This is a genomic window from Segatella copri, assembly GCF_051861805.1.
In the GTDB taxonomy this organism is placed as follows: domain Bacteria; phylum Bacteroidota; class Bacteroidia; order Bacteroidales; family Bacteroidaceae; genus Prevotella; species Prevotella copri_M.
This window is the reverse complement of sequence record NZ_CP146520.1, coordinates 2,711,626-2,734,245: the sequence shown is the minus strand read 5'-3', so window position 1 is coordinate 2,734,245 and position 22,620 is coordinate 2,711,626. Positions and strand designations below refer to the sequence as shown.

17 protein-coding genes are annotated in these 22,620 nt (G+C 47.7%); 8 read left to right on the top strand and 9 right to left on the bottom strand.

Annotated elements, in window-relative coordinates:
* Positions 1-334: 334 nt before the first annotated feature.
* From V8Z93_RS10755 to V8Z93_RS10745, 3 genes are all read left to right on the top strand, one after another.
* Positions 335-2,380: a hypothetical protein gene (locus tag V8Z93_RS10755; RefSeq protein WP_439431500.1), complete on the top strand. Its 2,046-nt coding sequence runs from the start codon at positions 335-337 to the stop codon at positions 2,378-2,380.
* A 38-nt stretch (positions 2,381-2,418) separates the two neighbouring features.
* Positions 2,419-3,438, top strand: coding sequence for an alpha/beta hydrolase (locus V8Z93_RS10750; protein ID WP_439431499.1), 1,020 nt, complete (start codon positions 2,419-2,421; stop codon positions 3,436-3,438).
* A gap of 260 nt (positions 3,439-3,698) precedes the next feature.
* Positions 3,699-5,894 (top strand): alpha-galactosidase, encoded by a 2,196-nt coding sequence (locus V8Z93_RS10745; protein ID WP_439432851.1) that lies wholly within the window; start codon positions 3,699-3,701, stop codon positions 5,892-5,894.
* A 127-nt stretch (positions 5,895-6,021) separates the two neighbouring features.
* Here V8Z93_RS10745 and V8Z93_RS10740 read toward each other — a convergent pair whose 3' ends face one another.
* Positions 6,022-7,308: an NAD(P)/FAD-dependent oxidoreductase gene (locus tag V8Z93_RS10740; protein WP_439431498.1), complete on the bottom strand. Its 1,287-nt coding sequence runs from the start codon at positions 7,306-7,308 to the stop codon at positions 6,022-6,024.
* A gap of 122 nt (positions 7,309-7,430) precedes the next feature.
* Between V8Z93_RS10740 and V8Z93_RS10735 the strand changes: the two genes are divergently transcribed.
* Positions 7,431-9,173, top strand: coding sequence for an ATP-binding protein (locus V8Z93_RS10735; protein ID WP_295420633.1), 1,743 nt, complete (start codon positions 7,431-7,433; stop codon positions 9,171-9,173).
* A 69-nt stretch (positions 9,174-9,242) separates the two neighbouring features.
* Positions 9,243-9,641 (top strand): FKBP-type peptidyl-prolyl cis-trans isomerase, encoded by a 399-nt coding sequence (locus V8Z93_RS10730; protein ID WP_022121977.1) that lies wholly within the window; start codon positions 9,243-9,245, stop codon positions 9,639-9,641.
* A gap of 51 nt (positions 9,642-9,692) precedes the next feature.
* Here V8Z93_RS10730 and V8Z93_RS10725 read toward each other — a convergent pair whose 3' ends face one another.
* On the bottom strand, positions 9,693-11,933 hold the full coding sequence (locus V8Z93_RS10725) for an outer membrane beta-barrel protein (protein WP_439431497.1): 2,241 nt from the start codon (positions 11,931-11,933) through the stop codon (positions 9,693-9,695).
* 160 nt (positions 11,934-12,093) lie between these two features.
* Here V8Z93_RS10725 and V8Z93_RS10720 point away from each other — a divergent pair, with 160 nt between their 5' ends.
* Together V8Z93_RS10720 and V8Z93_RS10715 are read left to right on the top strand one after the other, a co-directional pair.
* The gene (locus V8Z93_RS10720; RefSeq protein ID WP_439431496.1) at positions 12,094-13,512 is read left to right on the top strand and encodes a sensor histidine kinase; all 1,419 of its coding nucleotides are present in this window, start codon (positions 12,094-12,096) and stop codon (positions 13,510-13,512) included.
* Positions 13,513-13,546: 34 nt separating this feature from the next.
* Entirely contained in the window at positions 13,547-14,233 is a 687-nt protein-coding gene (locus tag V8Z93_RS10715) for a response regulator transcription factor (RefSeq protein WP_118201233.1), read from the top strand.
* Here the strand turns inward: V8Z93_RS10715 and V8Z93_RS10710 are convergent.
* From V8Z93_RS10710 to V8Z93_RS10685, 6 genes are all read right to left on the bottom strand, one after another.
* Positions 14,217-14,639 (bottom strand): hypothetical protein, encoded by a 423-nt coding sequence (locus V8Z93_RS10710; RefSeq protein WP_439431495.1) that lies wholly within the window; start codon positions 14,637-14,639, stop codon positions 14,217-14,219. The two genes, V8Z93_RS10715 and V8Z93_RS10710, sit on opposite strands and share 17 nt — an antisense overlap.
* Before the next feature lie 38 nt (positions 14,640-14,677).
* Complete coding sequence (locus V8Z93_RS10705; RefSeq protein WP_439431494.1) at positions 14,678-15,580, bottom strand: hypothetical protein; 903 nt, start codon at positions 15,578-15,580, stop codon at positions 14,678-14,680.
* A gap of 62 nt (positions 15,581-15,642) precedes the next feature.
* Positions 15,643-16,149, bottom strand: a complete 507-nt coding sequence (locus V8Z93_RS10700) for an RNA polymerase sigma factor (RefSeq protein ID WP_439431493.1) — start codon at positions 16,147-16,149, stop codon at positions 15,643-15,645.
* 140 nt (positions 16,150-16,289) lie between these two features.
* The gene (locus tag V8Z93_RS10695; RefSeq protein WP_439431492.1) at positions 16,290-17,195 is read right to left on the bottom strand and encodes a Ppx/GppA phosphatase family protein; all 906 of its coding nucleotides are present in this window, start codon (positions 17,193-17,195) and stop codon (positions 16,290-16,292) included.
* 15 nt (positions 17,196-17,210) lie between these two features.
* Entirely contained in the window at positions 17,211-19,235 is a 2,025-nt protein-coding gene (locus V8Z93_RS10690; RefSeq protein ID WP_439431491.1) for an RNA degradosome polyphosphate kinase, read from the bottom strand.
* Between the two features lie 284 nt (positions 19,236-19,519).
* On the bottom strand, positions 19,520-20,146 hold the full coding sequence (locus tag V8Z93_RS10685) for a leucine-rich repeat domain-containing protein (RefSeq protein WP_439431490.1): 627 nt from the start codon (positions 20,144-20,146) through the stop codon (positions 19,520-19,522).
* Positions 20,147-20,409: 263 nt separating this feature from the next.
* On the opposite strand from V8Z93_RS10685, the gene V8Z93_RS10680 reads away from it, so the two are divergent.
* Positions 20,410-21,471, top strand: a complete 1,062-nt coding sequence (locus tag V8Z93_RS10680) for a porin (RefSeq protein ID WP_439431489.1) — start codon at positions 20,410-20,412, stop codon at positions 21,469-21,471.
* Positions 21,472-21,540: 69 nt separating this feature from the next.
* Here V8Z93_RS10680 and hisB read toward each other — a convergent pair whose 3' ends face one another.
* Positions 21,541-22,617, bottom strand: a complete 1,077-nt coding sequence (gene hisB / locus V8Z93_RS10675) for a bifunctional histidinol-phosphatase/imidazoleglycerol-phosphate dehydratase HisB (protein ID WP_439431488.1) — start codon at positions 22,615-22,617, stop codon at positions 21,541-21,543.
* Positions 22,618-22,620: the final 3 nt, after the last annotated feature.

Sequence of the window (22,620 nt, the reverse complement as noted above, 5' to 3'; positions counted from 1 at the left end):
CGGACAAATTCAATTTGTCCGTGTTGTTTTTTTCAGTGGTTTTGGAGTCAAAATCAGGCTTTTTAGCTTTTCTCCCTATAGTTTTCTTCTCGTAACCCTATGCTTTTCTCCCCGTAACTCTATGACTTTTGGATGCTATCTCTATGAGTTATTTTTTTAAAGAGATGATGTATAGCAAAAAACGGGAATGCATTCCGGGTAGGAGGGATGAAGAACTGGATGGAATTGGTAATTTGATGCAGTTATACAAATTTAACGGAAGAGATGTAATGGCTTTGGATAATAATGTGTACTTTTGTACTAGATAATGATGAAATAAAAACATATTGTAAGAATGAAGACGGTTTTTTGCTCTTTGGGACTGCTGATAGCTGCTGTGCCCGTGTTCGCTCAGAACACTGGGAAGGACTCTATTGTCTCTACTAAAGCTTTGGATGATGTGGTGGTATCAGCCTCCAATATCAGTCGTGTGGGTGATCATCTCGTCATCTATCCCAACAGCCAGCAACGAAAACATGCGGTTAATGGATTCGGGGTGTTGGAAAACCTGAATATCCCAGGACTCATCATCGATGCAAAGTCGAATCAGGTGGATGTGATGGGACTGCAAGCCACCTTGTATCTGAATGGGCAGGAATGCGACATCCGGGAAATACAGATGCTCCGTCCTCGTGACATCGAGAAGATAGAATATCATGATGCTCCATCGGGAAAATACGCCAAGGATAAGCTTGTCGTTAACTTTATTACCAAGCAATACCGGTATGGAGGATATGTGCAGGCTGACGGACTGCAGACGATAGGATATGACCATGGCGACTATAACGTTGCCACCAATTATGTAAAAGGTAACAATTCCTATACTGTGTTTGCTGGTGCAAACTATAGTCATGTGGATGGTACTGAGACCTGGAACAATGAGAACTATCAGTTTACGCAATCCCTATTTGATAGGGAGAGCTATAGTAAGAATTCTTACCGGAATCATCAGGAATATATGCAGTTCCGCTATCAGAACCAGAAGGGAAAGAGATATTGGGTGGGCAAGTTTACGCTCGTCAATCTTTCTACTCCAAGAAATGCATCTTCTGGTTTTGCGAAGGAAAGCACAGAGACGGATGTATTCTCAAATATCAGGAAGAAGAGTCTGTCTCCTAAGATTGACCTGAACGCCAACTTGCCATTAAGCAAGAATCAGACGCTTACCTTGGGAGTACATGGCAAGTATTCTGCCAACTCCTATCACCGTCTTTACCAGGAACAACCTTTCGAGGCAATGACCGATGAAGACGAGAATGCGCTGTCGTTCCAGCTGTCTGCCATCTATAATTATTTCTCTCAAAAGCATTCCTTATCCGTGGAACTGTTTCATTACCACGATGTCTGGAATGCCGATTATTCCGGCAATTGCGAACTTTGGCAGCATCTGTGGAAAGGGGAGTCGTTGGCTTTCTTCTCCTATAATTTCCAGGCTAGCAGGCGCTTGAGCCTGAAAACCCGCATCGGATTGGATTGGCTTCAATATCATCTGCATGGAGACAACAGTTTTAGCCAGCTGTCTCCTCGCATCAATACGAATGTGCAATACCAGCTGAATAAGGGAATGCTCTTGTGGTCATTCAACTTTGTGAACTCCAATCATGGTATGGATGTCATCAACCGGGCTATGATTCAGGTCAATTCCCACATGATGGAAAAGGGAATGCCTGAACTGAAGAAATCGCATGACATCAACACCTATTTGTATTATATGGGGCGTTTCAACAGGTTGAGTGTTTCTGCCATCGGACAATTCCGTTACAATCATCATCCTGTAACTGATGATTATTACCTGGATGAGGCAAACGGGAAAATAGTGAAGACTTACTCGAATGGTGGAAATGCTCAATATTATTCTGCTATCCTCGCCTTGCAGTACAAACTGTGTAAGTTTGCCAATTTGTCGGGAGATATCAGATATAACCATGCGGAGGTGAAGACTACCTGGTCGAAGCATAACAACAATTTGACGGGTAATCTTGGGTTGAATATGTTCATGGGTGATTTTGCCTTGAAGCCTTACCTGCATTTTGGCAAGAAGTCTTTAGATGAAGCTGCTTTGGTGATAAACAAGACTCCTATCGACTATGGAATGTCGTGTTCTTACAGCAGGGGCAACCTCTATGTAGAACTTCAGGCAGTATCGCCTTTCAAAAAGCAGGAGAAGCAATATTGGTTGGATTTGCCTATCTACAGTTACAGTAAGAGCATCAAAGACCAGACGGCTTCGCAATATGCCAGCATCAAGGTTGCTTACTCCTTCGACTTTGGCAGGAAGACCCAAAAAGTAGAGAAGGATGTTAATAAGAATATAAACAGCTCTTTGTTAAGAGTGGAATAGAGTTGAATAAATCTAGATATATGTAATGGCAATAAGAAATGAAGAAGATAAAACAGAAAAGGATGAGAAAGATAGGCATTGCTTCGGCTCTGGGCTTGGTGGTGCTTGTGGTGCTGGGACTGTATGGTGCCAGCAACTATATGCTCAATTATTCGCTCAACTATCCGAAGGAGGAGAGAATGACGGCTGAGCATTGGAAGAACAGAATGAAGAACGAGTGCCCCTGGATGATTGCCTGGATGGACTCTGTGTATCAGCACCATTGCGTGAAGGATACCTTTGTCGTGATGCCGTCGGGCTATAAGGCCCATGCCATCTATCTCTATGCACCGAAGACTACGGAAAAGACTGCCGTGGTGGTGCATGGCTATCAGGTGCGCTCCGAGGGAATGCTGCACATCGCCTATCTCTATAATCACGATATGGGGTATAATGTGCTCCTGCCAGATCTGTATGGACACGGAGAGAGCGAGGGCGACCATATCCAGATGGGATGGAAGGATAGATGGGATGTCATCAGATGGTCGGAAATCGCCAATGAGATTTTTAAAGTGAAGAGTGAAAGAGGAAAAGTGAAGAGTGAAGAACGAAGAGTGAAGAATACCCGTCAGGTGATTCACGGTATTTCGATGGGTGCGGCAACCACGATGGCAGTATCGGGAGAGAAGACTCCCGATTACGTGAAGTGCTTTGTGGAGGACTGCGGCTATACCAGCGTATGGGATGAGTTTTCCGCTCAGCTCAAAGACCAGTTTGGCTTGCCTGCCTTCCCGCTGATGAATACTACTTCCGCCCTTTGCCAGTATCGCTACGGTTGGTCGTTTGCCGAGGCGCAGCAGATAGAGCAGGTTCGCAAGAGCACCAAACCGATGCTCTTTATCCATGGCGACAAGGATGCCTTCGTGCCTTACGCCATGCTGCATCCGCTTTATGAGGCGAAGACGAAGGGAAGAAAAGCCATCTTCATCGCCAAAGGCTCCGTTCATGCCATGGCATATCGCGACCATCACGAGGTATACACCCGCATCGTAAGAGACTTTGTTTCGAAGGAAGAATAGTATGAATATAATTACCCTTATGGCTAAAAATATTTAGCCTTAAGGGAAAATATTTTTTGCCTTAACTCTAAATATTCTATGCCTTCCTGATGGAGACTTATATCAGGAAGCAAAACTTTGCTTTTTTTGACGGATGTTTGCCTTTTTCTGCTTTTGCCTTAAAATAAAGCAGAAAAGTATTGGCTAGTATCTTATTTTTTCTTATTTTTGCAGTCGAAAAATTAGTCAATGACAGAAACTAATAACATAATTCAACTATGATGAAATTAAAATCACTAGCGTTTTTGCTCATCTCCGTCGCCATGCCTGCGATGGCCGAGCAAGTATCAGTTAACAGTAAGGGCATCTCACTTATTCTCGATGTGGAGAACGGCAAACCTGCTCAGTATCTCTACTTCGGTACCAAGTTGAATGCTGCCGACCTGCAGAACCTCAAGGTGGCTACCAACGGAAGAATGGATGCCTATCCTGCCTATGGCTTGAACACTCCTACAGAGGCTGCACTCGCCATGCGCCATAGCGACGGTAATCTTTCTACGGCTCTCGTGGCTACGGGCAGCAACGTGAAGCAGGAGGCAAATGCCACCCTTACTACCATCCATCTCAAGGATCCTGTATATAATATAAAGGTGGACTTGAAGTATCGTGCCTACAAGGATGTGGATATGATTGAGGCGTGGACCGAAATCCGCAATGGCGAAAAGGGCATCGTTACCCTGACCACCTTCGCTTCTGCCATGCTTCCTATCCGCTGTGGCGATGTATGGATGAGCCACCTCTCGGGTACATGGGCTGCCGAGGCGCAGTTGAGCCACGAGAAGCTGCAGCCAGGCGAGTTCGTTATCCGCAACAATGATGGCGTACGCAATTCGCATACCGACCATGCCGAGGTGATGTTCTCGCTCAACGGCAAGGGACAGGAGAATACGGGTGCCGTAATCGGTGCGGCACTGGAATACAGCGGCAACTATAAGCTCAAGACCGTGACCGACGATACGGAGTATCACTACTTCTTTGCCGGCATCAACGAGCAGAACTCTGAATATCACCTGAAGAAGGGCGAAACCTTCAAGACTCCGGCGCTCGCCTTCACCTATTCCAATGAGGGATTGAGCGGTGCCAGCCGCAACTTCCACAAGTGGGGACGCAAGTATGTGCTTGCCCATGGCGACCAGGAGCGTGACATCCTGCTCAACTCCTGGGAGGGTGTTTATTTCGACATCAACCAGAAGGGGATGGACCAGATGATGGCCGACATCCACAGCATGGGTGGCGAACTCTTCGTGATGGACGACGGATGGTTCGGAAAGAAATATCCTAGAAAGAAAGACGACACTGCCCTGGGCGACTGGGTGGTGGATACCGAAAAGTTGCCTGATGGCATCGAGGGTCTGCTCCGTGATGCCAAGAAGAACGGCGTGAAGTTTGGTATCTGGATTGAGCCAGAAATGACCAACACCAAGAGTGAACTCTACGAGAAGCATCCTGACTGGATAGTCAAGGCGCCTAAGCGTGATGCAGTGGTAGGCCGTGGCGGCACACAGCTGGTGCTCGACCTGGGTAATCCTAAGGTGCAGGATTTCGTATTTGGCGTGGTAGATAATCTGCTTACCAAGTATCCTGAGATTGCCTACATCAAGTGGGATGCCAACATGTCTATCATGAACCATGGCAGCCAGTATCTTTCTGCTGCCGACCAGAGTCATCTCTACATCGCTTACCATCAGGGCTTTGCCAATGTCATCGACCGCATCCGTGCCAAGTACAAGGATGTGGTAATCCAGTGCTGTGCCAGCGGTGGTGCCCGTGCCAACTGGGGCAGCCTTCGTGGCTTCGACGAGTTCTGGGTGAGTGACAACACCGATGCCCTGCAGCGCATTTATATGCAGTATGGCACCAGCTACTTCTTCCCAGCTATCGCCATGGCGAGTCATATCTCTGCCGTGCCTAACCACACCGTGTTCCGTACCACATCATTGAAGTATCGCATCGATGTGGCCATGAGCGGTCGTCTGGGTATGGAAATACAGCCTAAGCACATGAAGGAGGAAGAGAAGGCACTCTGCCGCAAGGCCATCAGCGAGTATAAGGAGATTCGCCCTGTGGTACAGTTTGGCGACCTCTATCGTCTGGTTTCTCCATACGATAACCAGGGCTTGTCGTCTATCATGTATGTAAGCGAGGCGAAGGATAAGGCTGTGTTCTACTGGTGGAAGATAGCCAACTTCTACAATGTTCATCTGCCAAGAGTAAAGATGGCGGGTCTGGATGCCAACAAGATGTATAAGGTGCGTGAGTTGAATGTCATCGACAATACTCCGCTCGATTGCGAGGGCAAGTCATACTCTGGCAAGTATCTGATGGAGCATGGTTTGGAGATGCCATTGGAGAACAATGTAGATTGGGGTAAGAAGACCGACTGGTCTTCACGCGTGCTTTATCTCGTAGCACAGTAAACCTGAAGTATCGAAATATCTTAATATCGTAATATAGAAAAAAGCAGAATATCAATTGGTATTCTGCTTTTTTGGTATTTTTCAAAAACTTTTATTCTCCGATAATCTTTTATTCTTTAAGATTCTTTTATTCTCCTATATGTTGTCCCACCACATATCCCGTGGTCCAGGCTGCCTGCAGATTGAAGCCGCCGGTGATGGCATCGATGTCGAGCACTTCGCCGGCAAAGAAGAGGTGAGGGCACACCTTGCTCTCCAGGGTATGCAGGTCGATGTTGCTGAGGCTGATGCCGCCGCAGGTAACAAACTCCTCCTTGAAGGCTCCCTTGCCGTTTACCTGATAGAGGTCGTTGGTGAGGGTTTCTATCAGCAGGTTGCAGCCCTTCTTTCCCATTTCGCTCCATTTCTTCTCGGGCGCATACCCCATCTTCTGAATCAGGAAGAGCCAGAGGCGGGATGGCAGATTGTAGGGGCGGATGCTTGCCAGCTGCTTCTGCGGGTTGGCGATGATGATGCCCTGGATGTTCTCTTCCACCAGCGAGCGGTTGCTCTCGTGTACCCAGTTTACGGAAATCTTAATCTGATAATTGTTCTCGTGCAGATAGCGGGCTGCATGGGATGAGAGCTTCAGCACGGCAGGACCGCTCATGCCCCAATGGGTGATGAGGAGCGGACCCTCTGCCTTCAGCTTGGTGCCCGGAATGCTGGTATATACCGGCTCTACCACCGTGCCCATCAGATTCTTGAAAGCCTTGTCGGCGATGTTGAAGGTGAAGAGCGATGGGATAGGCAGCTCTATCGCATGTCCCAGGTCTGAGAGATGCTTGAAGCTCTCCATCTTCGGATGACCGCCCGTGGTGATGGCTACCCGGTGGAAGGCAATCTGCCTGATTTCGGAAACGGGATGAGAGGCAGAAGATGCACCCGATAGATTTCCCTTTTCTTTTGAAATCTTGAATTCCAGGAGCAGGCGCTCATCCTCCAGTTCGGTGATGGCGGTGAGCTGGTGGTTGCATTGTATCTTCACGCCCAGTCGCTTGGCGGTATTCACCAGACAGTCGATGATGCTGTGCGAATCCTGCGATTGCGGAAACACGCACTGGTCTTCCTGCGTAACCAGTGGCACGCCGTTCTCCACAAACCAGTCGAAGGCATGCTGGTAGTCGAATCTCTTGAAGAGTCGCTTCATCAGTTTATGTCCGCGGGGGTACGCCTGTTTCAGGTCGGAAATTTCCTCAAAGGAATTGGTAAGATTACATCTTCCTCCTCCCGTGATTTCCACCTTGGCGAGAACCTTCGAATTCTTTTCGAAAATCGTGATGTCGGCGTGAGGGAAGTTGCGCTTGGCCTCTATCGCCGCAAAGAATCCTGCGGCACCCCCACCAATAATTGCAATATGTAGTGTCTGTGGCATATCGTATTTTTTGATGATTAGGGTGCAAAGGTACTGCTTTTCTTTGATAAAAGAAGAAAAGTTCTCCTTTTTCTTTTGCAGATACGATAGATTTTTGTAACTTTGCGCAAAAATATCAGCACATGGAAGCAAAGAGAATACCATACGGCGTATCTGACTTCGTTGACGTGATGGAACGGAATCAGTATTATGTAGATAAGACTATGTATATTCCACAGTTGGAAGATGAAGCGGATAATTTGTTTTTTATCCGTCCTCGCCGCTTTGGAAAGAGCATATTCTTAAGTATGTTGCATGCCTATTACGATTGTCATACCAAGGATAAGTTCCAGCAATGGTTTGGCAATCTCTGGATAGGCAAGCATCCTACACCCTTGCAGGGCAAGTTTCTCGTCTTGCATCTAGACTTTTCGCAGGTGGGAGGAACAATAGAGAAGTTGGAGGATAACTTCAACAGTTATTGTCGTATCAAGCTCGACAGCTTTGTTGATGTTTATCGCGACTTCTATTCAGAGACTTTTGTCGAAAAGGTGCTGGCTTCTACTGAAGCAACAGAGAAACTCAATATGATAAACGATGAGAACAGAAAGCTAGGACTGGATGTTTATCTCATCATAGACGAATACGATAATTTCACCAACACCGTACTCAATGAGCAGGGTGAGGACATGTATTGGGCGATAACTCATGCAGAAGGTTTTTATCGCGACATCTTCAAGAAGTTCAAGGGCACTTGCCGTCGTATCTTCATCTCGGGTGTAAGTCCTGTTACGCTCGATGATGTTACCAGTGGGTTCAACATAGGATGGCATATTTCTACCAAACTGAAGTTTAATCAGATGCTCGGCTTCTCCGAGGAGGATGTGATGGAACTGTTTGGATATTACAAAACGGCAGGAAAACTGCCTGCTGACTGTGATATTCAGAAAGTGGTAGCGGAAATGAAACCATGGTATGATAACTATTGCTTTTCAAAGATGGCGTTGAATAAGCAGAGCAAGGTATTCAATTGCGATATGGTGCTTTATTATCTTCGCACGTATGTAAGCACGGGGGCTGCCCCAGAGCAGATGATTGACCCGAATACCAAGACCGACTATAATAAGATGAAGCGCCTTTTGCAGTTGGATAAGTTGGATGGAGACCGCAAGGGAGTGATTCGCACCATTGCTGAGACGGGGCAGATTATCACGAATCTTCGTGAAACTTTTCCAGCCCGTTCCATTACCGACCCCGGCGTGTTCCCAAGTCTGCTTTTCTATTATGGAATGTTGACCATCAAGGATACTTTTGGCGACCAGGTGATACTGGGTATTCCCAACAACAATGTTCGCAAGCAATATTATGAGTATTTGCTGGAAGAATATCAGGATGTAAAGCATGTAAATATTGATGAGCTCAAGACGATGTTCACTTACATGGCATTCCAGGGGAAATGGTGTGAGGCTTTGGGGCATATGGCAAAAGCATACGCCGAAGTCTCTTCGGTGCGTGATACCATCGGAGGCGAGCGAAATCTGCAAGGTTTCTTTATGGCCTACCTTAGTTTGAACAACTATTATTATACTGCCCCCGAATTGGAACTGAATCATGGCTATTGCGATTTCTTCCTCTTGCCAAACTTGTCTCGTTATCCTACCAAGCACAGTTATATCATAGAATTGAAACTTGTGCCAAAGAAAGAAAAGGGAATTTCGAAAGAAACATTCGAGAAGATGATAGGGGAGCAGTGGGATGCTGCTGAAGAGCAAATCTGCCGTTATGCCGTGGCTCCAAGGGTTGAGGCCTTGCGACAGGGAACCCAACTGCATAAGATTATCATGCAGTTTGATGGCTGGAATCTGATCCGTATGGAAGAGGTGTGAAAAGGTGTGAAAGTGGGTAATAAGATACCCTATAGAATATTTTTTGATTTAGGATATAAATAAAGATTTATGGCAAAAAGAGAATATGTTGAAGCCAACAAGCGTTGGCTGGAGGAAAAGGCAAAGGAGGAGGGCGTTATGGCGCTGCCTCGTGGTATATATTATAAGGTGTTGAAGCAGGGCGACCCGAAGGGAGCACAGCCTAGCCGACGCAGCATCGTGACGGCTCATTACACCGGTTGGACCATCAACGGCAAGAAGTTTGATTCCAGCCGTGGCGGTACGCCTTTCGCCATGCGATTGAGCGACCTGATAGATGGCTGGATTGTTGCCATGCAGCAGATGCACGTGGGCGACCAGTGGGAACTTTACATCCCTGCCGAGATGGGATACGGCAAGTTCTCGCAGCCGGGCATCCCAGGCGGTTCTACCCTGATATTCGAAGTAGAACTGCTGGGAGTGGGATAACCCGGATACTTGAAATTATAAAGATCATTAAGATAAGAGAGTCTTGTCCGGCTATAGTCGGTTCAATTCATCTTCCGCACTGTTCATGCCGTTGTATCTTCCCTTGCGCTTGTTGAATTTCCAGGTTACGGTCAACTTGTAGCTCCATAGCTTGTAATCCTCAGTCTGGGAGAAGTCAACGGCATGCTCGTGGGTTCGCTCCTTGAAGAGCTGCTGATGGAAGAGGTCGTTGGCACTGAAGGCAACCTGTAATCTGCCGTCCATCCACGATTTGTTGGCACCAAGACTCCAGTTCTGAGTGGGGCTGAACTTCGTTTTGCCCACTTGTCCTCCGTTGTCAAAACTGTAGGAGAGCGACAGCTGATAGTCGTTTGGTAGCGTGAAGTAATTATCAAACGATGCATTCCAAGTTGCTCCGTTGTAACTGATTAGCTCTCCATGATCATTTACGGAGAAGCGCTGGTAAGTGATGCTTGCATTGACATTCGGACGCCAGCAGCCGAAGACGTGTCCCCAGTTGAGATATGCCATGTATTTCTGCATCTTGTTGAAGTTCATGAATGTACTCACGTATCTTACGGGCTTGTCCTCCGGCACTTCATGAATGTACATGATGGAGTGGTCGATACGGGTGTATCTCAGCATTCCCATGAAGTCTTTCCACTGTACCGAGTAGGTCAGACGATAGGTGTTGACAGGCTGCAGCTTCGGATTGCTGATCTGATACTGAAAGCGCGAGATATAGTAGATGTTCCCACTGAGCTGACTGAAAGAAGGTCGGGCGGTGGTAGTTCGGAAGCTGAGCGAGTGATGCCACGATGGTTCGTTGAGAGTGATACCGAACGATGGAAACCACTGGTCGTAATGGCGCTCCATATTGTCGGGAGATTCCTCCGACAGATTGGTGTATCGGGATGTGAGATGCTCGTATCGGATGCCTGCCCACCAGCTCCATCTGCCAGCTTTACCCTGATATTGCAGGTAAGCAGCCGTCTTGGTATCGTGGTTTTTGTATTCCGTAGTTCCAAGCATATCGGCAGAACTTTCGGTTTTTCCCTTGCCTTCCATCAGACTCCATTCGCCACCATAGTTGATGGAATGTTTATCAGAGATGAGTTGCTTGACTTCGATTCTTCCACTATAGATATCGTAGTTGGAATTAGAGCGGTTGAGGGTTTCCTGCATCTCGCTACCTTCTTTCTCCGTGATAGGCTGTCTGTCAGAATCCTTGTTCCTTGCATAGTCCAGATAAATCTGTGATGAGAGATGTTTCGACCATTTAGCCAGATGGAAGAGATTGAAGTGGTGGCTGCGCTGGTGTCCCCATTGCTGGCTCTCCGAATCAAAATACTTCATCTTGCCATCCGCATCAGAAAGCTTCATCTCGCTATTTGTATCTTCTCCTGCTGGGGTAGGATAGCGATAGTACTGCTGCTGTTTCTCGCTTCTACCGCCATTCAGCCAAAGCCCTTCCCATTGTATTCCCACTTCGTGCTGCTTGCTGATTAACCAGTCGAAGTTGAGTTCCGTAGCGTTATAATTTGCCTTGTTCTTGCCATGGCGGTCGGCTCCGAAGAGATATTCGCCATCTTTGGCTCTTACGAGCGCTTCCTGTGGCTGATGCACATTGTAACGGTTGTCTGTGTAACCGTAAAATCCTGTGAGCGAAATTTTCTTCGTTACCCAACCCAGAGTCAATTCCTCGTGGTTGGTGTTCACCTCGCTCAATTTATCATACACCTGCATCTTGCCGAATATACCCTCGTCTGTTCTTCTCGTCAGGATTCTCAGTACGGCTCCCGTCGTTGCATCATATTTTGCACCAGGAGTGGTAATGAGTTCTATTTCATCTATCAGCTTCACATCGAGATGAGAGAGTTCGGCAGAAGTCGCCTTCTTGTCGTTGAGATAGATGATGGGTGCTCCCAGTCCGTTTACTTCCAGAGTTCCATCGGCGGTTTGTTTCATGCCGGGGATGTGCTTCAATACATCTTCCAGCGTTGGCTCCTTTGCCAAGGGAGTGTTGCGGATACGGGTAACCAGGGCATCGTTTCTCATCTTGTACATCGGGCGATGACCTGTTACGGTTACGGCTTGAATCTCGGCTTCCTTATCAGCTTTTGTCTCAGCCTCCTTATCAGCATAGATCTCAGTCTCCTTATCAGCTTTGATCGAATCATTTTCCGTCTGTATTGAGTCTGCGCAAACTCCAGATGTCGGGAATTTCCCGTTTTGTGCTGTTACACAGGTGGCGGTGGCTAGCATCGCGCATAAAACTGTTTCTTTCTTCATTTTCTTCCTTGTTTTTTGTTTTCGTCTGCAAAGGAACAGCTTTTCGGGCTCAAAATCGCAAATAATCATTACTGAAACATTACGCTGGCAAAATAATCTTGCTTCACCTTATTATATATAATGAAATCTTTGTACCTTTGCATCGAAAAAAAAAAATGATATGAATAGAAGAATCAAACAAGTCTGGCAGCTCGCCATCCTTTCCTCTTTCCTGCTGATAGGCTTGCAGACCTATTGGCTCTACAATAGTGTAACCTATTCGATGGGAGAGATGGGAAAGAAAAATGCCGAAAAGGCGGAACAGGCAATAGTCACTTATCAGGCAAATATCGGAGCAGCGGTAAAAGAAAAATCACATATCGGTTATGTCGTTACGGCATATTTTTCTGACTTCAAGCGTCCCTGTACTACGATTTGCTCTCCGCTGGATACGGATACAATCATTGGTGGAGTGGTGTATAGCAAGCCGAGATTCGGCAACGTGATGGAGAAGAGAGATACTTTCGATTTGCGTGAGACGGATTCCAACAATTCTTTTGATTGCCTGAATACTTACATCACTTACCAGCTTACCCGCTTTGACAAGGCGCATTTTGACCGTTTCATCAGTAAGAAACTGGGCAATGATTTCATCGGGGCAGAGATGAAGACGGGAAAGCATCGTCTGTGGCAGACAAGAATCCTAGAGCCTCCTACCTTGTTTCATCACGAAATGCTGGTGGAAGTGCCTTTCAATCCTATCCAGTATCAGTCGATGCAGATGAGGATGCAGGTGCCGATGCTGCCCATCCTGAAGGGAATGATGTGGCAGATGATAGGAAGTCTGCTGGTTACCATCATGCTTCTCCTGAGCATAGCTTATCTCATCAAGGTGATGCTCCTGCAGAAGAAGGTGGATAAGATGCGAAGCGACTTCGTGCATACGATGATTCACGAGTTGAAGCGCCCCGTGCAGACACTGAAGATGTGTGTGTCCGTATTCTCTGCTCAAAAGACTGATGAGAAGGATGAGAATGCCCTCATCATGGAGACGGTTAGAGAGGAGAGCGATAACCTGACCGCCTATCTCGCCAAACTCCGGGAAGTAATCAGGGCAGAGGAACATATCCCGCTCCAGATAACTTCTTTCGATATCCATGCCGCCTTGCAGAATCTGGTGGCAGTTTATCGAAAGAATAAGCAGAAGGAGGTGAATGTTTCGTTCGATTACCAGCGCACTTCCGATAGGATGATGGGAGATAGAGACCAGCTTCTGAATGTGGTCAGTAATCTGATGGAGAACTCGGTGAAGTATTCCGGCGATATCGTCAATATCCATGTTGCCTGCCGAGATACCGTGAAGGAGGAAGTCATGATTTCTGTATCAGATAATGGTATCGGAATTTCGCCCGACGAGCAGCAGAGAGTCTGGACGAAGTTCTATCGCAGCAATGCTTACCCGGATATGATGCAGCCGGGCATCGGCTTGGGTTTGAGTTTTGTTGATATGATTGTGAAGGCCCATGGGGGCAGAAAAATGATGCAGAGCGAAGTGGGCAAGGGAACCAGGATTTCGATTGTCATCCCGCAGCACTCCTGATGCATCCGGTTTAACGCTATAAACAACAGAAAAAATGATCAAGATATTATTTGCAGACGATGACTTGAAGTATTCCATGTTGCTGAAGAGTTTCCTGCAGCAGCATGGCTACGATGTGACTTATGCCGGCAATGGCAAGAAGGCATGGGAGCAGTTCCCGGAAGTGAAGCCCGACCTGGTATTGCTCGACATCAATATGCCGGAGATGGATGGCTATGAGGTGGCTGAGCGCATCAGAGCCATCGACCCGAAGGTGCTTATCTTCTTTCTCACCGACCGTACGGAGAAGAACGATCGACTGAAAGGTTTCTCCCTGAAGGCAAACGATTATCTTGCCAAACCCTTCTATCCGGAAGAGTTGCTGGCAAGAATAGAGGAGCGGTTCTCCATGAATGAGAGTGAGACGATAGAAGAGGAGGTGTATCATTTCGGAGAAACCACCTTCTGCTATAACAACAATGAGCTTCGTACCCGTTCCTCTCGTGTGCTCATCACCAGCCGACAAGCCGACATCCTCCGTCTGCTGGCGAAGAATATCGGCAATGTTGTAAGCAAGGAGATGATACAGGAGGCGGTGTGGGGTACCGTGAGCTATGCCAACTCCCTGGCTGTGAATGTGCAGATGACGTATCTTCGCCATGCTCTTCAGCATGATGCGACCGTTAAGATTGAGTCGCTGAAGAAAAAGGGATATGTTTTGTCTGTTATTTCTCCAGAGTAACGATGATGTAGCTTCTGCCATCCTCTTTCAGACCTCTTTCCTGAATGGCTTTGGTGCCTTCTTTCAAGACCTCGATGGCTCTGATCTTGCTGGGAGAAATCTTGTTGAATTCCTCTTTAGTCAGTTCCTGCTCTCTGCCCTTGATCAGATAGTGAGGGTCTGGCTTGGGGGCAGGAGGTGTGGTAGTGGTGATGATATGAATTTCTATCACATCTCTTTTGGGTGCCGGCAGGACGTTGGTGTTTACCTGGTAATTCTTGATGGTTTTACCGATGAGTTCCTTGCCGGTGAAGTTTGGAATGCGCTCACCGTCAATGCTGTAGATACGCAGGGTATCTGCCTTGGATGCCATACTGCTGGTTATGCCTAGCAGAGCAAATGCAATGGTGAAAATATACTTTTTCATAAGCGTGAAATGTTTATAATTCAGCGTGAAATGTTTTATCATTCGTTTAACTGTGCCAAAGGAAGTAGCTGATAGCTACCATCTTGCGTTTCTGCGATATTGATGGTGTAATGCTGCATGTTGCCGTCGTTGTCCAGGGTTGAGATAACGATGTTATTGCCTTGGCGGTTGATGGTCAGCTGCTCGGCAGAAGGCAGGGCGGCAGAGGCTACTTCATAAATCTGATTGAAATCTTCATGAATGCTTCTTTCTGCTTCAGAAGAGATCTCTTCTGTATTTTCTGCAGTCTTCTCTGTATGGTTCTCGCTTCTTTCTGCGATATTCTTTCTTTTGGCAAGTACCATCTTGCTTGCCTTCATTTCCTGCGGGGTCACGATATCCTGGGTTGCAGCCAGGAAGAGGGAGTCGGCACGTTCCATCTTTTCGTATGCGTTCAGGTTCCCGTCTTCATCTTCTGAAGATGGCTGCGAGCGAACCACCTGCTCTGTAGGAACCAGGTTGGCAAGGCCAGGTTGTTGTTCAGAAGAGGATGAGAAATAATCCTTGATAGGGAAGAGCAGGAAGATGAGTCCTGCCAGCATTGCCGTAGCGAGAAGTATCGCAGAGAGGCGTACCCATCTTGTTTCGTGCTTCTTAGAAGTTGCAAGGGACATCTCTTTCATTTGCAGCTGTCCATCAGCTTCTTTTCTGTCCAGTTCTTTCATCTCTTCTTTTCTGTCCAATTCGTCCATTATTTCCTCTTCCGTCAGAAGAATATTTGGAGTATAGTTTTCCATTCCCAGCATCAGGTTTCTGATGTCGAGATCCTCATCCGTTAAATCCTTCTCCTCGCAATGGCGATAGAAATCAGCCAATGCCTGTTCTTCCTCCACACTGGTATCAGCATCGAGGTAGCGCTCTATCAGCTCGTGGCGATAGGTTATATCTTCTAGTTTCTTCATTTCTTTCATTTTTAGAATTCAATTTGAAGTTTAATATAGAGCTCAATTTGAGCACCAGCCTTTTATGACTTCATCATTTTCAACAATGATCTTCTTGCTGCAGAAATCATCGTCTTGGTGCTCGTCTTGTTGGCTCCGCAGATTTCGGCAATCTCATCGAGGCTCTTTCCCTCGCTTCTCAATAGCAGCATTCTTCTCTGCGTATCCGGAAGCCTGTCCATCGCCCTGTTGAGTCGCCTTTGCGTATCTTCGCCGATGATGGCCTGGTCGGTACGCTCGGTTGCCGTACAGATTTCTGCGGGATGCTTCATCTGTTCCAGCGATGCAGTCTGGGCTTTGTTGCGTCTCAGATGGTCGATGCAGAGATTCCTGGCTATCGTCATACCTAGGGCCTCGATGCTCTGGTATTCCGAGAGCTTGTCGCGCATCTTCCAGAGCTTCACCAGGGTTTCCTGCACGATGTCATCGGCTTCTTCGGCAAGGGTTCCTGCCGAGAGATAGCGTTGACAATGTGCTGTCAACCTGGGGCGCATTTCCTGGGCGATATGTTCAAATTCTGTTTCTTCCATTTGTTCCTTTTTATGTGTATGACGCAAGAAGAGGCGAAAGGTAAACAAAAAAAATGCTACCTTCGCACATTTCTGTGCAAAGATAGCATAAAAATTTGAGATATTGACATATCTTTTATTTTATTTGCGGATGAAGTGGTTTATTCTTCAGTTTTTGCCATCATCTTCTCGTAGAGTCCATCCACGATGGAGTCGGCGAGCGAGATGTTGGGCACCATGATGCTTTCACACTTCAGGTATTCGCATGCCTTGAGGAAGATTTCAGCGGCAGGAATGATGACGTCGGCACGGTCTTCCTTCAGAGAGAAGGAAATCTCGCGCTCCTCGATGCTCAGGGGCTGCATCATCGAATAGAGACGCTTCAGTTCGGCAAGCGTCAGGTTTTTGGAGTCCTGCTTGCTGTGGCGTGCCAGCTTGTTCAACTTGTTGATGTTGCCACCCGAACCGATGATCCTGATGTCGCCGTATTGCTCGGCATATCTCGTAAGGTTCTCCTTGAAGAGCTTTTCTGTATCGGCAGTCACCTTGCCGCTCAGCATTCTCAGCGTACCCATGTTGTAGGAATAGCTCTCGGCGAGCACACCGTCGTGGATGATGCTCACCTCCGTGGAACCACCGCCCACATCAATGTAGGCAAAGCTGCCCTCGTTGGAGTCTGTTTTCTCTACCAGGTTGTTGTAAAGGAGCTGTGCCTCCTCCTGACCCTTGATGATTTCGAGTTTGATGCCGGTTTGCTTCTCTATCTTCTTGAGCACCTTCTTGCCGTTCTCGGCATCGCGCATGGCTGAAGTGGCACAGGCGCGAAATGCCTCTACGTCATTGAGTTTCATGAATTGCTTGAAGCCCTTCATCATGTGGAGCATCATCTTCTCACGCTCCTTGGAAACCTTTCCCAGGGTGAAAACATCCTTACCCAATCGCAGTGGGATGCGGATGAACATGAGTTTCTTGATGCGGTCTTCCTCTCGGATTGCCTCGGGATCGAAGCGCTTGATGAGGAGTCGGGCTCCGTTGGAGCCGATATCAATGGATGCTAAATTCATCATTATTTATATGCTTTATTATTTATATGCTTTATAAAGTTCTTCCTGACTGCGGAATGGTTCGCCTTCCACAAACTCCTTGCCGCCCTTGCCATCTACCACTCGGCCGTTCATCGTATCTCTCATACCATAGGAGATGGTGCGGAGCAGGTCTGCCTGCATATCCTCGTCATATACCGGGGTGAGCACCTCGATGCGGTTGATGAGGTTTCTAGGCATCCAGTCGGCAGAACCGATGAAGTATCTTGGCTTGCCTCCGTTGGCAAAGATGAGGATGCGGCTGTGCTCCAGATAGCGGTCGATGATGCCCACGCAGCGGATGTTGTCGCTGAGCTTGGCAATGCCTGGCACCAGCGAACAGTTGCCGCGGATCACGATGTCTATCTTCACGCCAGCCTTTGAAGCCTGATAGAGCTTGGTTACCATATCGGTATCGGTGATGTGGTTGATCTTCATCTTCACCCAAGCTTCCTTGCCCTCGTTGGCATTCTTGATTTCTGTGTCGAGCATGCGCAGGATGCGGCTCTTCATGGAGTTTGGAGAGACGAGGAGCTCGTTGAAGCGGAATGGCGAGAATGGACGGTCGATGAAATCGAATACCTTAGCCACCTCGTTTACCAGCTTAGTACGGGTGGTCATCATCAGATAGTCGGTATAGATCTTGGCATTGCCTTCGTGGAAGTTTCCGGTTCCTACGCAGGCGATGTTGCCCTTCTTTGACTCGATATAGAGCAGCTTGGAGTGAATTTTCAGTCCTTCTACACCGAAGATTACGTTTACGCCCTCTTCCTGCATGCGCTTGCTCCACTTGATGTTGCTCTCCTCGTCGAAACGTGCCAGAAGCTCTACCACGGCAGTCACCTTCTTGCCGTTGCGGGCAGCGGTGATGAGTGCCTTCACTACCTTTGAATCCTTGGCCAGGCGATAGAGGGTGGTCTTGATGGCCTTTACCTCGGGCTTGGTAGCAGCCTCACGGAGCACACGGATGTAGCCGTTGAAGCTATGGTAGGGTACGTGGATAAAACGGTCTTTCTCACGAATCTGGTCGAGGATGCTCTCGTTTGAGAGGAATTCCGGTTTCATGATAGGAGCCCATTTTTCGTATTTCAGTTCCTTGTGGCCGCAATCTGGGAACGACATCAGATCCTTGTGGTTCTGGTATCTTCCGCCAGCCAGTGAAGCATCCAACTCCTTGGTGTTCAATCGCTCACGCAGCTTCTTCTGAAGTTCCTTCGGCATCTCCTGGTCGTAGATTACGCGCACGGCTTCACCCTTCTTGCGGCTGCTTACACCCAGGGCTATCTTCTCCATGGTTCCGAAGTCAGCATCGTTGTCCATCTCCATCTCGGCATCCTTGGTAAACTTGAAACTGAAGGCACGGTAGGTGCTCTTCTTGAAACCGAGGAATACCAGTGGCAGACAGTATCTGATTACATCGTCCAGATACATGATGTTGTCGAAACCATCGCTTGCCGGCACCTTTACCCAGCGTCCATAAACTCTATCCGGTACCTTTACTACGGCATATTTCTTCTTCTTGTCATCCTCAGCCTTTTCTACGGCTAGGTAGATGCGGTTGTCCTCCAGTGTGGAGAGGTCGTCTATCTCGTTGAGCCAGATAGGGTTGACAGAACCATTGAGCTTGTCGTAGAAGAACTGCGTGAGGAACTCCTTCTGCTCGTCGTTGAGCAGGTCTTCGGTGAGCAGGCGAACCTTGTGAACTTCAAGTTCGCGGAAAACTGTATCCACCGCTTCAGTGTATTCTTTCGAATAAGATTCATTGAGCTTATTTATCGTTTTAAGAGATTTCTTAATCTGCTGCTCGGTATCCTTGTCGAGTTTCTGGTCGAGCATGCGGTTGAGCGATGCTACTCGTACGCGGAAGAACTCGTCGAGGTTATTGGAGTAAATACCGAGGAAAGAGAGGCGCTCCAACAGTGGCACATACTCTTTCTCTGCCTCCTGCAGAATGCGATGGTTGAAGTACATCCAACTGATGTCGCGTTCTACATAAGCTTTCTTCATCATATCTTCTTTAGTCATGATTTCTCTTAGTCTATTTTTTTTGAGTTATTGAACTTTCGTATGTACGCCCCCACACGCCCTGAAAGGGCAGAAGCTCCTAGCCCAGGGCATCGCCCTGGGTATTTCATGGACGTAAACCTGCGCCCTGTAAGGGCAAAAGCTTTCAAAGAACCAAGCAATAAACAAAGCTTTTGCCCTTACAGGGCGCCTTGTTGACTGCTATTATCCCCAGGGCGTTGCCCTGGGCTAGGAGCTTTTGGGCTTTCAGCCCGTTCTTGAACCACATTCGAAAGTTTCGTGAGTTATTTTACTTTTTCAGCTTTCTTTTCAGCCTTCTTGTCTTTCTTTTCAGCTTTCTTTTCAGCCTTCTTCTTAGAATCCTCCAAAACCAAATAGTCGGTGTCTCCATCGATAAAGTGGAGTTCCTTGCGGAAGAACTTGCTGCTGCCTACAGGCACGATGATGTCGTGCAACTGGTCGCAGTCGTCAAAGGCATGACGGCTCAGCTTGTTAGGAGTACCTGCAAAGGTAACCTTCTTCAACTTGTCGCACTCTGCAAAGGCGTAGCTCTTAACCACCTTTACGCCCGCAGGCACATAAACGTTATCCAATTCATCACAATCGTAGAAAGCATCGTGCTCAATTTCCTTCACGCTGTTGGCGATGATGATGTTCTTGAGGGTCTTCTTGCCGCGGAACGCCATCTCGCCGATAATCTCCACTCCCTCTGGAATGGCAAAGCTAGCCTCCTGGCTCATGCAATAAACCAAGCGCTTCTTGTCGTTGGTGTAAACTGCATCGCCATCGAATTCAAAACTGTCGCTGTCAATCTTCTGCAAGGCGAGATTGAGCACCAAGTTCTCAAACTTACCTTCTTTCTTAGATTTCTTCTTAAGAATATCCAAGATTGCTTTCTTGTTTTCCTTCATCCTATTATATATGTTAATGTTGTTTTTTCTAGGTGCAAAGGTACGGCGATATTTTCAAACGGGGGAGAAAATCAAGTTACGTGTTTGTGACGATAGTGTTACAACCGTGATACGGATGTTACAATGGTGTTACCTGTGCTGAAAATCAGCGATGTAACAACTTTGTAACACTTATGTTTTACGGTAGAAACATCTTCTCCTTAACTTTGCAGCCGAAAGTAAAAAGAATCAGATTTACGTGTATATATATAATAAGGTAAGAAATGAAGAAGAAAACGTATTTGTTGATGGCACTCACGATGGTGTCGATGGGAATGAATGCCCAGAATTCAGGAAGCAGCTCTGTAGAGAAGGGCATCGGGGAATTCACCAAGACCATGACCATTGGTGGAACCATCCGCTCCAAGTATGAGTACCAGACCGAAGAGGGGGAGGGACGATTCGAGGTGCGTACTGCCCGTATCAACGTGGCTGGCAATGTAACACCTCAGGTAAGCTACAAGGCGGAAATCGACCTCTGCGACGAGGGTAAGATCAAGATGCTCGATGCCTATACACGCATCAAGCCTTGGAAGACCCTGCAGTTCACCATCGGTCAGGAGCGTGTGCCATTCACCATCGATGCTCACCGTTCTCCTCATCAGCAGTACTTTGCCAACCGTTCGTTCATCGCCAAGCAGGTGGGTAACGTGCGCGACGTGGGTGCCGAAATAGGATACACCTGGAATGTAGGTTTCCCTATCGTGGTGAATGCCGGTATCTTCAATGGTTCTGGCTTGACCAACCAGAAGGATTACTGGACCAAGGGCGTTAACTATTCTGCCAAGGCTCAGTTCCTCTTCCCGAATGTGAACCTGGTGTTGAGTACCCAGAAGATCAAGCCATCTGATGTTACGGTAACGATGTATGATGGTGGTATCACCTTCCACAAGGGCGGTTTCATTGCTGAGGCTGAGTATCTTTACAAGCATTACAGCAAGGATGCCTTCCACGATGTGCATGCGTTCGATGGATTCGTATGCTATGACATTCCGGTTCGCAATCAGAAGAGCCTCATCAGAAAGGTTTCTCCTTTGGCAAGATATGATTTCATGAGCGACCACAGCGATGGTACCCGATATGGCGGTTCTGATACCGAACTCGGTGCCTTGAAGATCAATGATTACAAGCGCCATCGTGTTACTGGCGGTGTAACCCTGAGCCTTGCCAAGCCATTCATCTCGGATATCCGCATCAACTACGAGAAGTATTTCTATCGCAAAGGCGGCATAGCCAAGACTTCAGAAAAGGATAAGATTGTCGTGGAGTTCATGACTAAATTCTAATAATAGTTTATAGTTAAGAGTTTATAGCAACAGTCATCTATAAACTATAAACTCTTAACTATAAACTCCTTACAGCATTCCCTTAGAGCTAGGAAGCTCGAAGTGATAGATGTCTCTCTTCACCGCCATTTTCAGCGAGCGGGCAAGCGCTTTGAAGATGCCTTCTATCTTGTGATGCTCGTTCTCACCCTCAGCCTTGATGTTGAGGTTCATCTTTGCCGCATCACTCAGACTCTTGAAGAAATGCTTGAACATCTCGGTTGGCATTTCGCCCACCTTCTCTCTGTGGAACTCTGCATCCCAGATCAGCCATGGACGGCCACCGAAATCCAATGCCACCTGGCAGAGACAATCATCCATCGGTAGACTGTAGCCGTATCTTTCGATGCCACGCTTGTCGCCCAGCGCCTGCAGCAGGCATTCGCCCAAGGCAATACCCGTATCTTCAATGGTGTGATGTTCATCCACATAGAGGTCGCCCTTGGTGTGGATGGTGAGGTCCATCATGCCGTGCTTGCCTATCTGCTCCAGCATGTGGTCGAAGAAACCAAGACCGGTTGAAATATCGCATTTGCCACTGCCATCGAGATTTACCTTAATGTAGATATCCGTCTCCTTGGTGGTGCGCTTCACCTCGGCAATGCGGTCGCCGGCAAAGAGAATCTCGGCAATCTTATCCCAGTCCATGCCGTCCTTTCCGAGAATCAGACTCTTGCAACCCAGGTTTTCGGCAAGCTGGGCATCCGTCTCACGGTCGCCGATTACATAACTGTTTGCCAGGTCGTATGCCGGGTTGCCGATGTATTCGGTCAGCATGCCCGTGCCCGGCTTTCTCATTGGCGAGTTATCCTCCGGGAAGTGGCGGTCGATATGCTGCTTGCTGAAGTGGATGCCCTCGCTCTCCAGGGTCTGGATGATGAAGTTGTGTACAGGCCAGAAGGTGTTTTCCGGGAAGGAGTCGGTACCCAAGCCGTCCTGGTTGCTCACCATCACCAGCTCGTAGTCGGTGTGCTGGGCAATGAAGGCGAGGTTGCGGAACACGCCCTTGGTAAATACCAGCTTCTCGAAGCTGTCAATCTGCTCATCCTCTGGTTCCTGAATCAGAGTTCCATCGCGGTCGATGAAGAGTAATCTAGTCTGTTTCATGTC

What these genes read in the sequence shown, in the direction of transcription:
- V8Z93_RS10755 (WP_439431500.1), top strand. Translation starts at nt 335, where the DNA reads ATGAAGACGGTTTTTTGCTCTTTGGGACTGCTGATAGCTGCTGTGCCC.
- V8Z93_RS10750 (WP_439431499.1), top strand. Translation starts at nt 2,419, where the DNA reads ATGAAGAAGATAAAACAGAAAAGGATGAGAAAGATAGGCATTGCTTCG.
- V8Z93_RS10745 (WP_439432851.1), top strand. Translation starts at nt 3,699, where the DNA reads ATGAAATTAAAATCACTAGCGTTTTTGCTCATCTCCGTCGCCATGCCT.
- V8Z93_RS10740 (WP_439431498.1), bottom strand. Translation starts at nt 7,308, where the DNA reads ATGCCACAGACACTACATATTGCAATTATTGGTGGGGGTGCCGCAGGA.
- V8Z93_RS10735 (WP_295420633.1), top strand. Translation starts at nt 7,431, where the DNA reads ATGGAAGCAAAGAGAATACCATACGGCGTATCTGACTTCGTTGACGTG.
- V8Z93_RS10730 (WP_022121977.1), top strand. Translation starts at nt 9,243, where the DNA reads ATGGCAAAAAGAGAATATGTTGAAGCCAACAAGCGTTGGCTGGAGGAA.
- V8Z93_RS10725 (WP_439431497.1), bottom strand. Translation starts at nt 11,933, where the DNA reads ATGAAGAAAGAAACAGTTTTATGCGCGATGCTAGCCACCGCCACCTGT.
- V8Z93_RS10720 (WP_439431496.1), top strand. Translation starts at nt 12,094, where the DNA reads ATGAATAGAAGAATCAAACAAGTCTGGCAGCTCGCCATCCTTTCCTCT.
- V8Z93_RS10715 (WP_118201233.1), top strand. Translation starts at nt 13,547, where the DNA reads ATGATCAAGATATTATTTGCAGACGATGACTTGAAGTATTCCATGTTG.
- V8Z93_RS10710 (WP_439431495.1), bottom strand. Translation starts at nt 14,639, where the DNA reads ATGAAAAAGTATATTTTCACCATTGCATTTGCTCTGCTAGGCATAACC.
- V8Z93_RS10705 (WP_439431494.1), bottom strand. Translation starts at nt 15,580, where the DNA reads ATGAAGAAACTAGAAGATATAACCTATCGCCACGAGCTGATAGAGCGC.
- V8Z93_RS10700 (WP_439431493.1), bottom strand. Translation starts at nt 16,149, where the DNA reads ATGGAAGAAACAGAATTTGAACATATCGCCCAGGAAATGCGCCCCAGG.
- V8Z93_RS10695 (WP_439431492.1), bottom strand. Translation starts at nt 17,195, where the DNA reads ATGATGAATTTAGCATCCATTGATATCGGCTCCAACGGAGCCCGACTC.
- V8Z93_RS10690 (WP_439431491.1), bottom strand. Translation starts at nt 19,235, where the DNA reads ATGACTAAAGAAGATATGATGAAGAAAGCTTATGTAGAACGCGACATC.
- V8Z93_RS10685 (WP_439431490.1), bottom strand. Translation starts at nt 20,146, where the DNA reads ATGAAGGAAAACAAGAAAGCAATCTTGGATATTCTTAAGAAGAAATCT.
- V8Z93_RS10680 (WP_439431489.1), top strand. Translation starts at nt 20,410, where the DNA reads ATGAAGAAGAAAACGTATTTGTTGATGGCACTCACGATGGTGTCGATG.
- hisB (WP_439431488.1), bottom strand. Translation starts at nt 22,617, where the DNA reads ATGAAACAGACTAGATTACTCTTCATCGACCGCGATGGAACTCTGATT.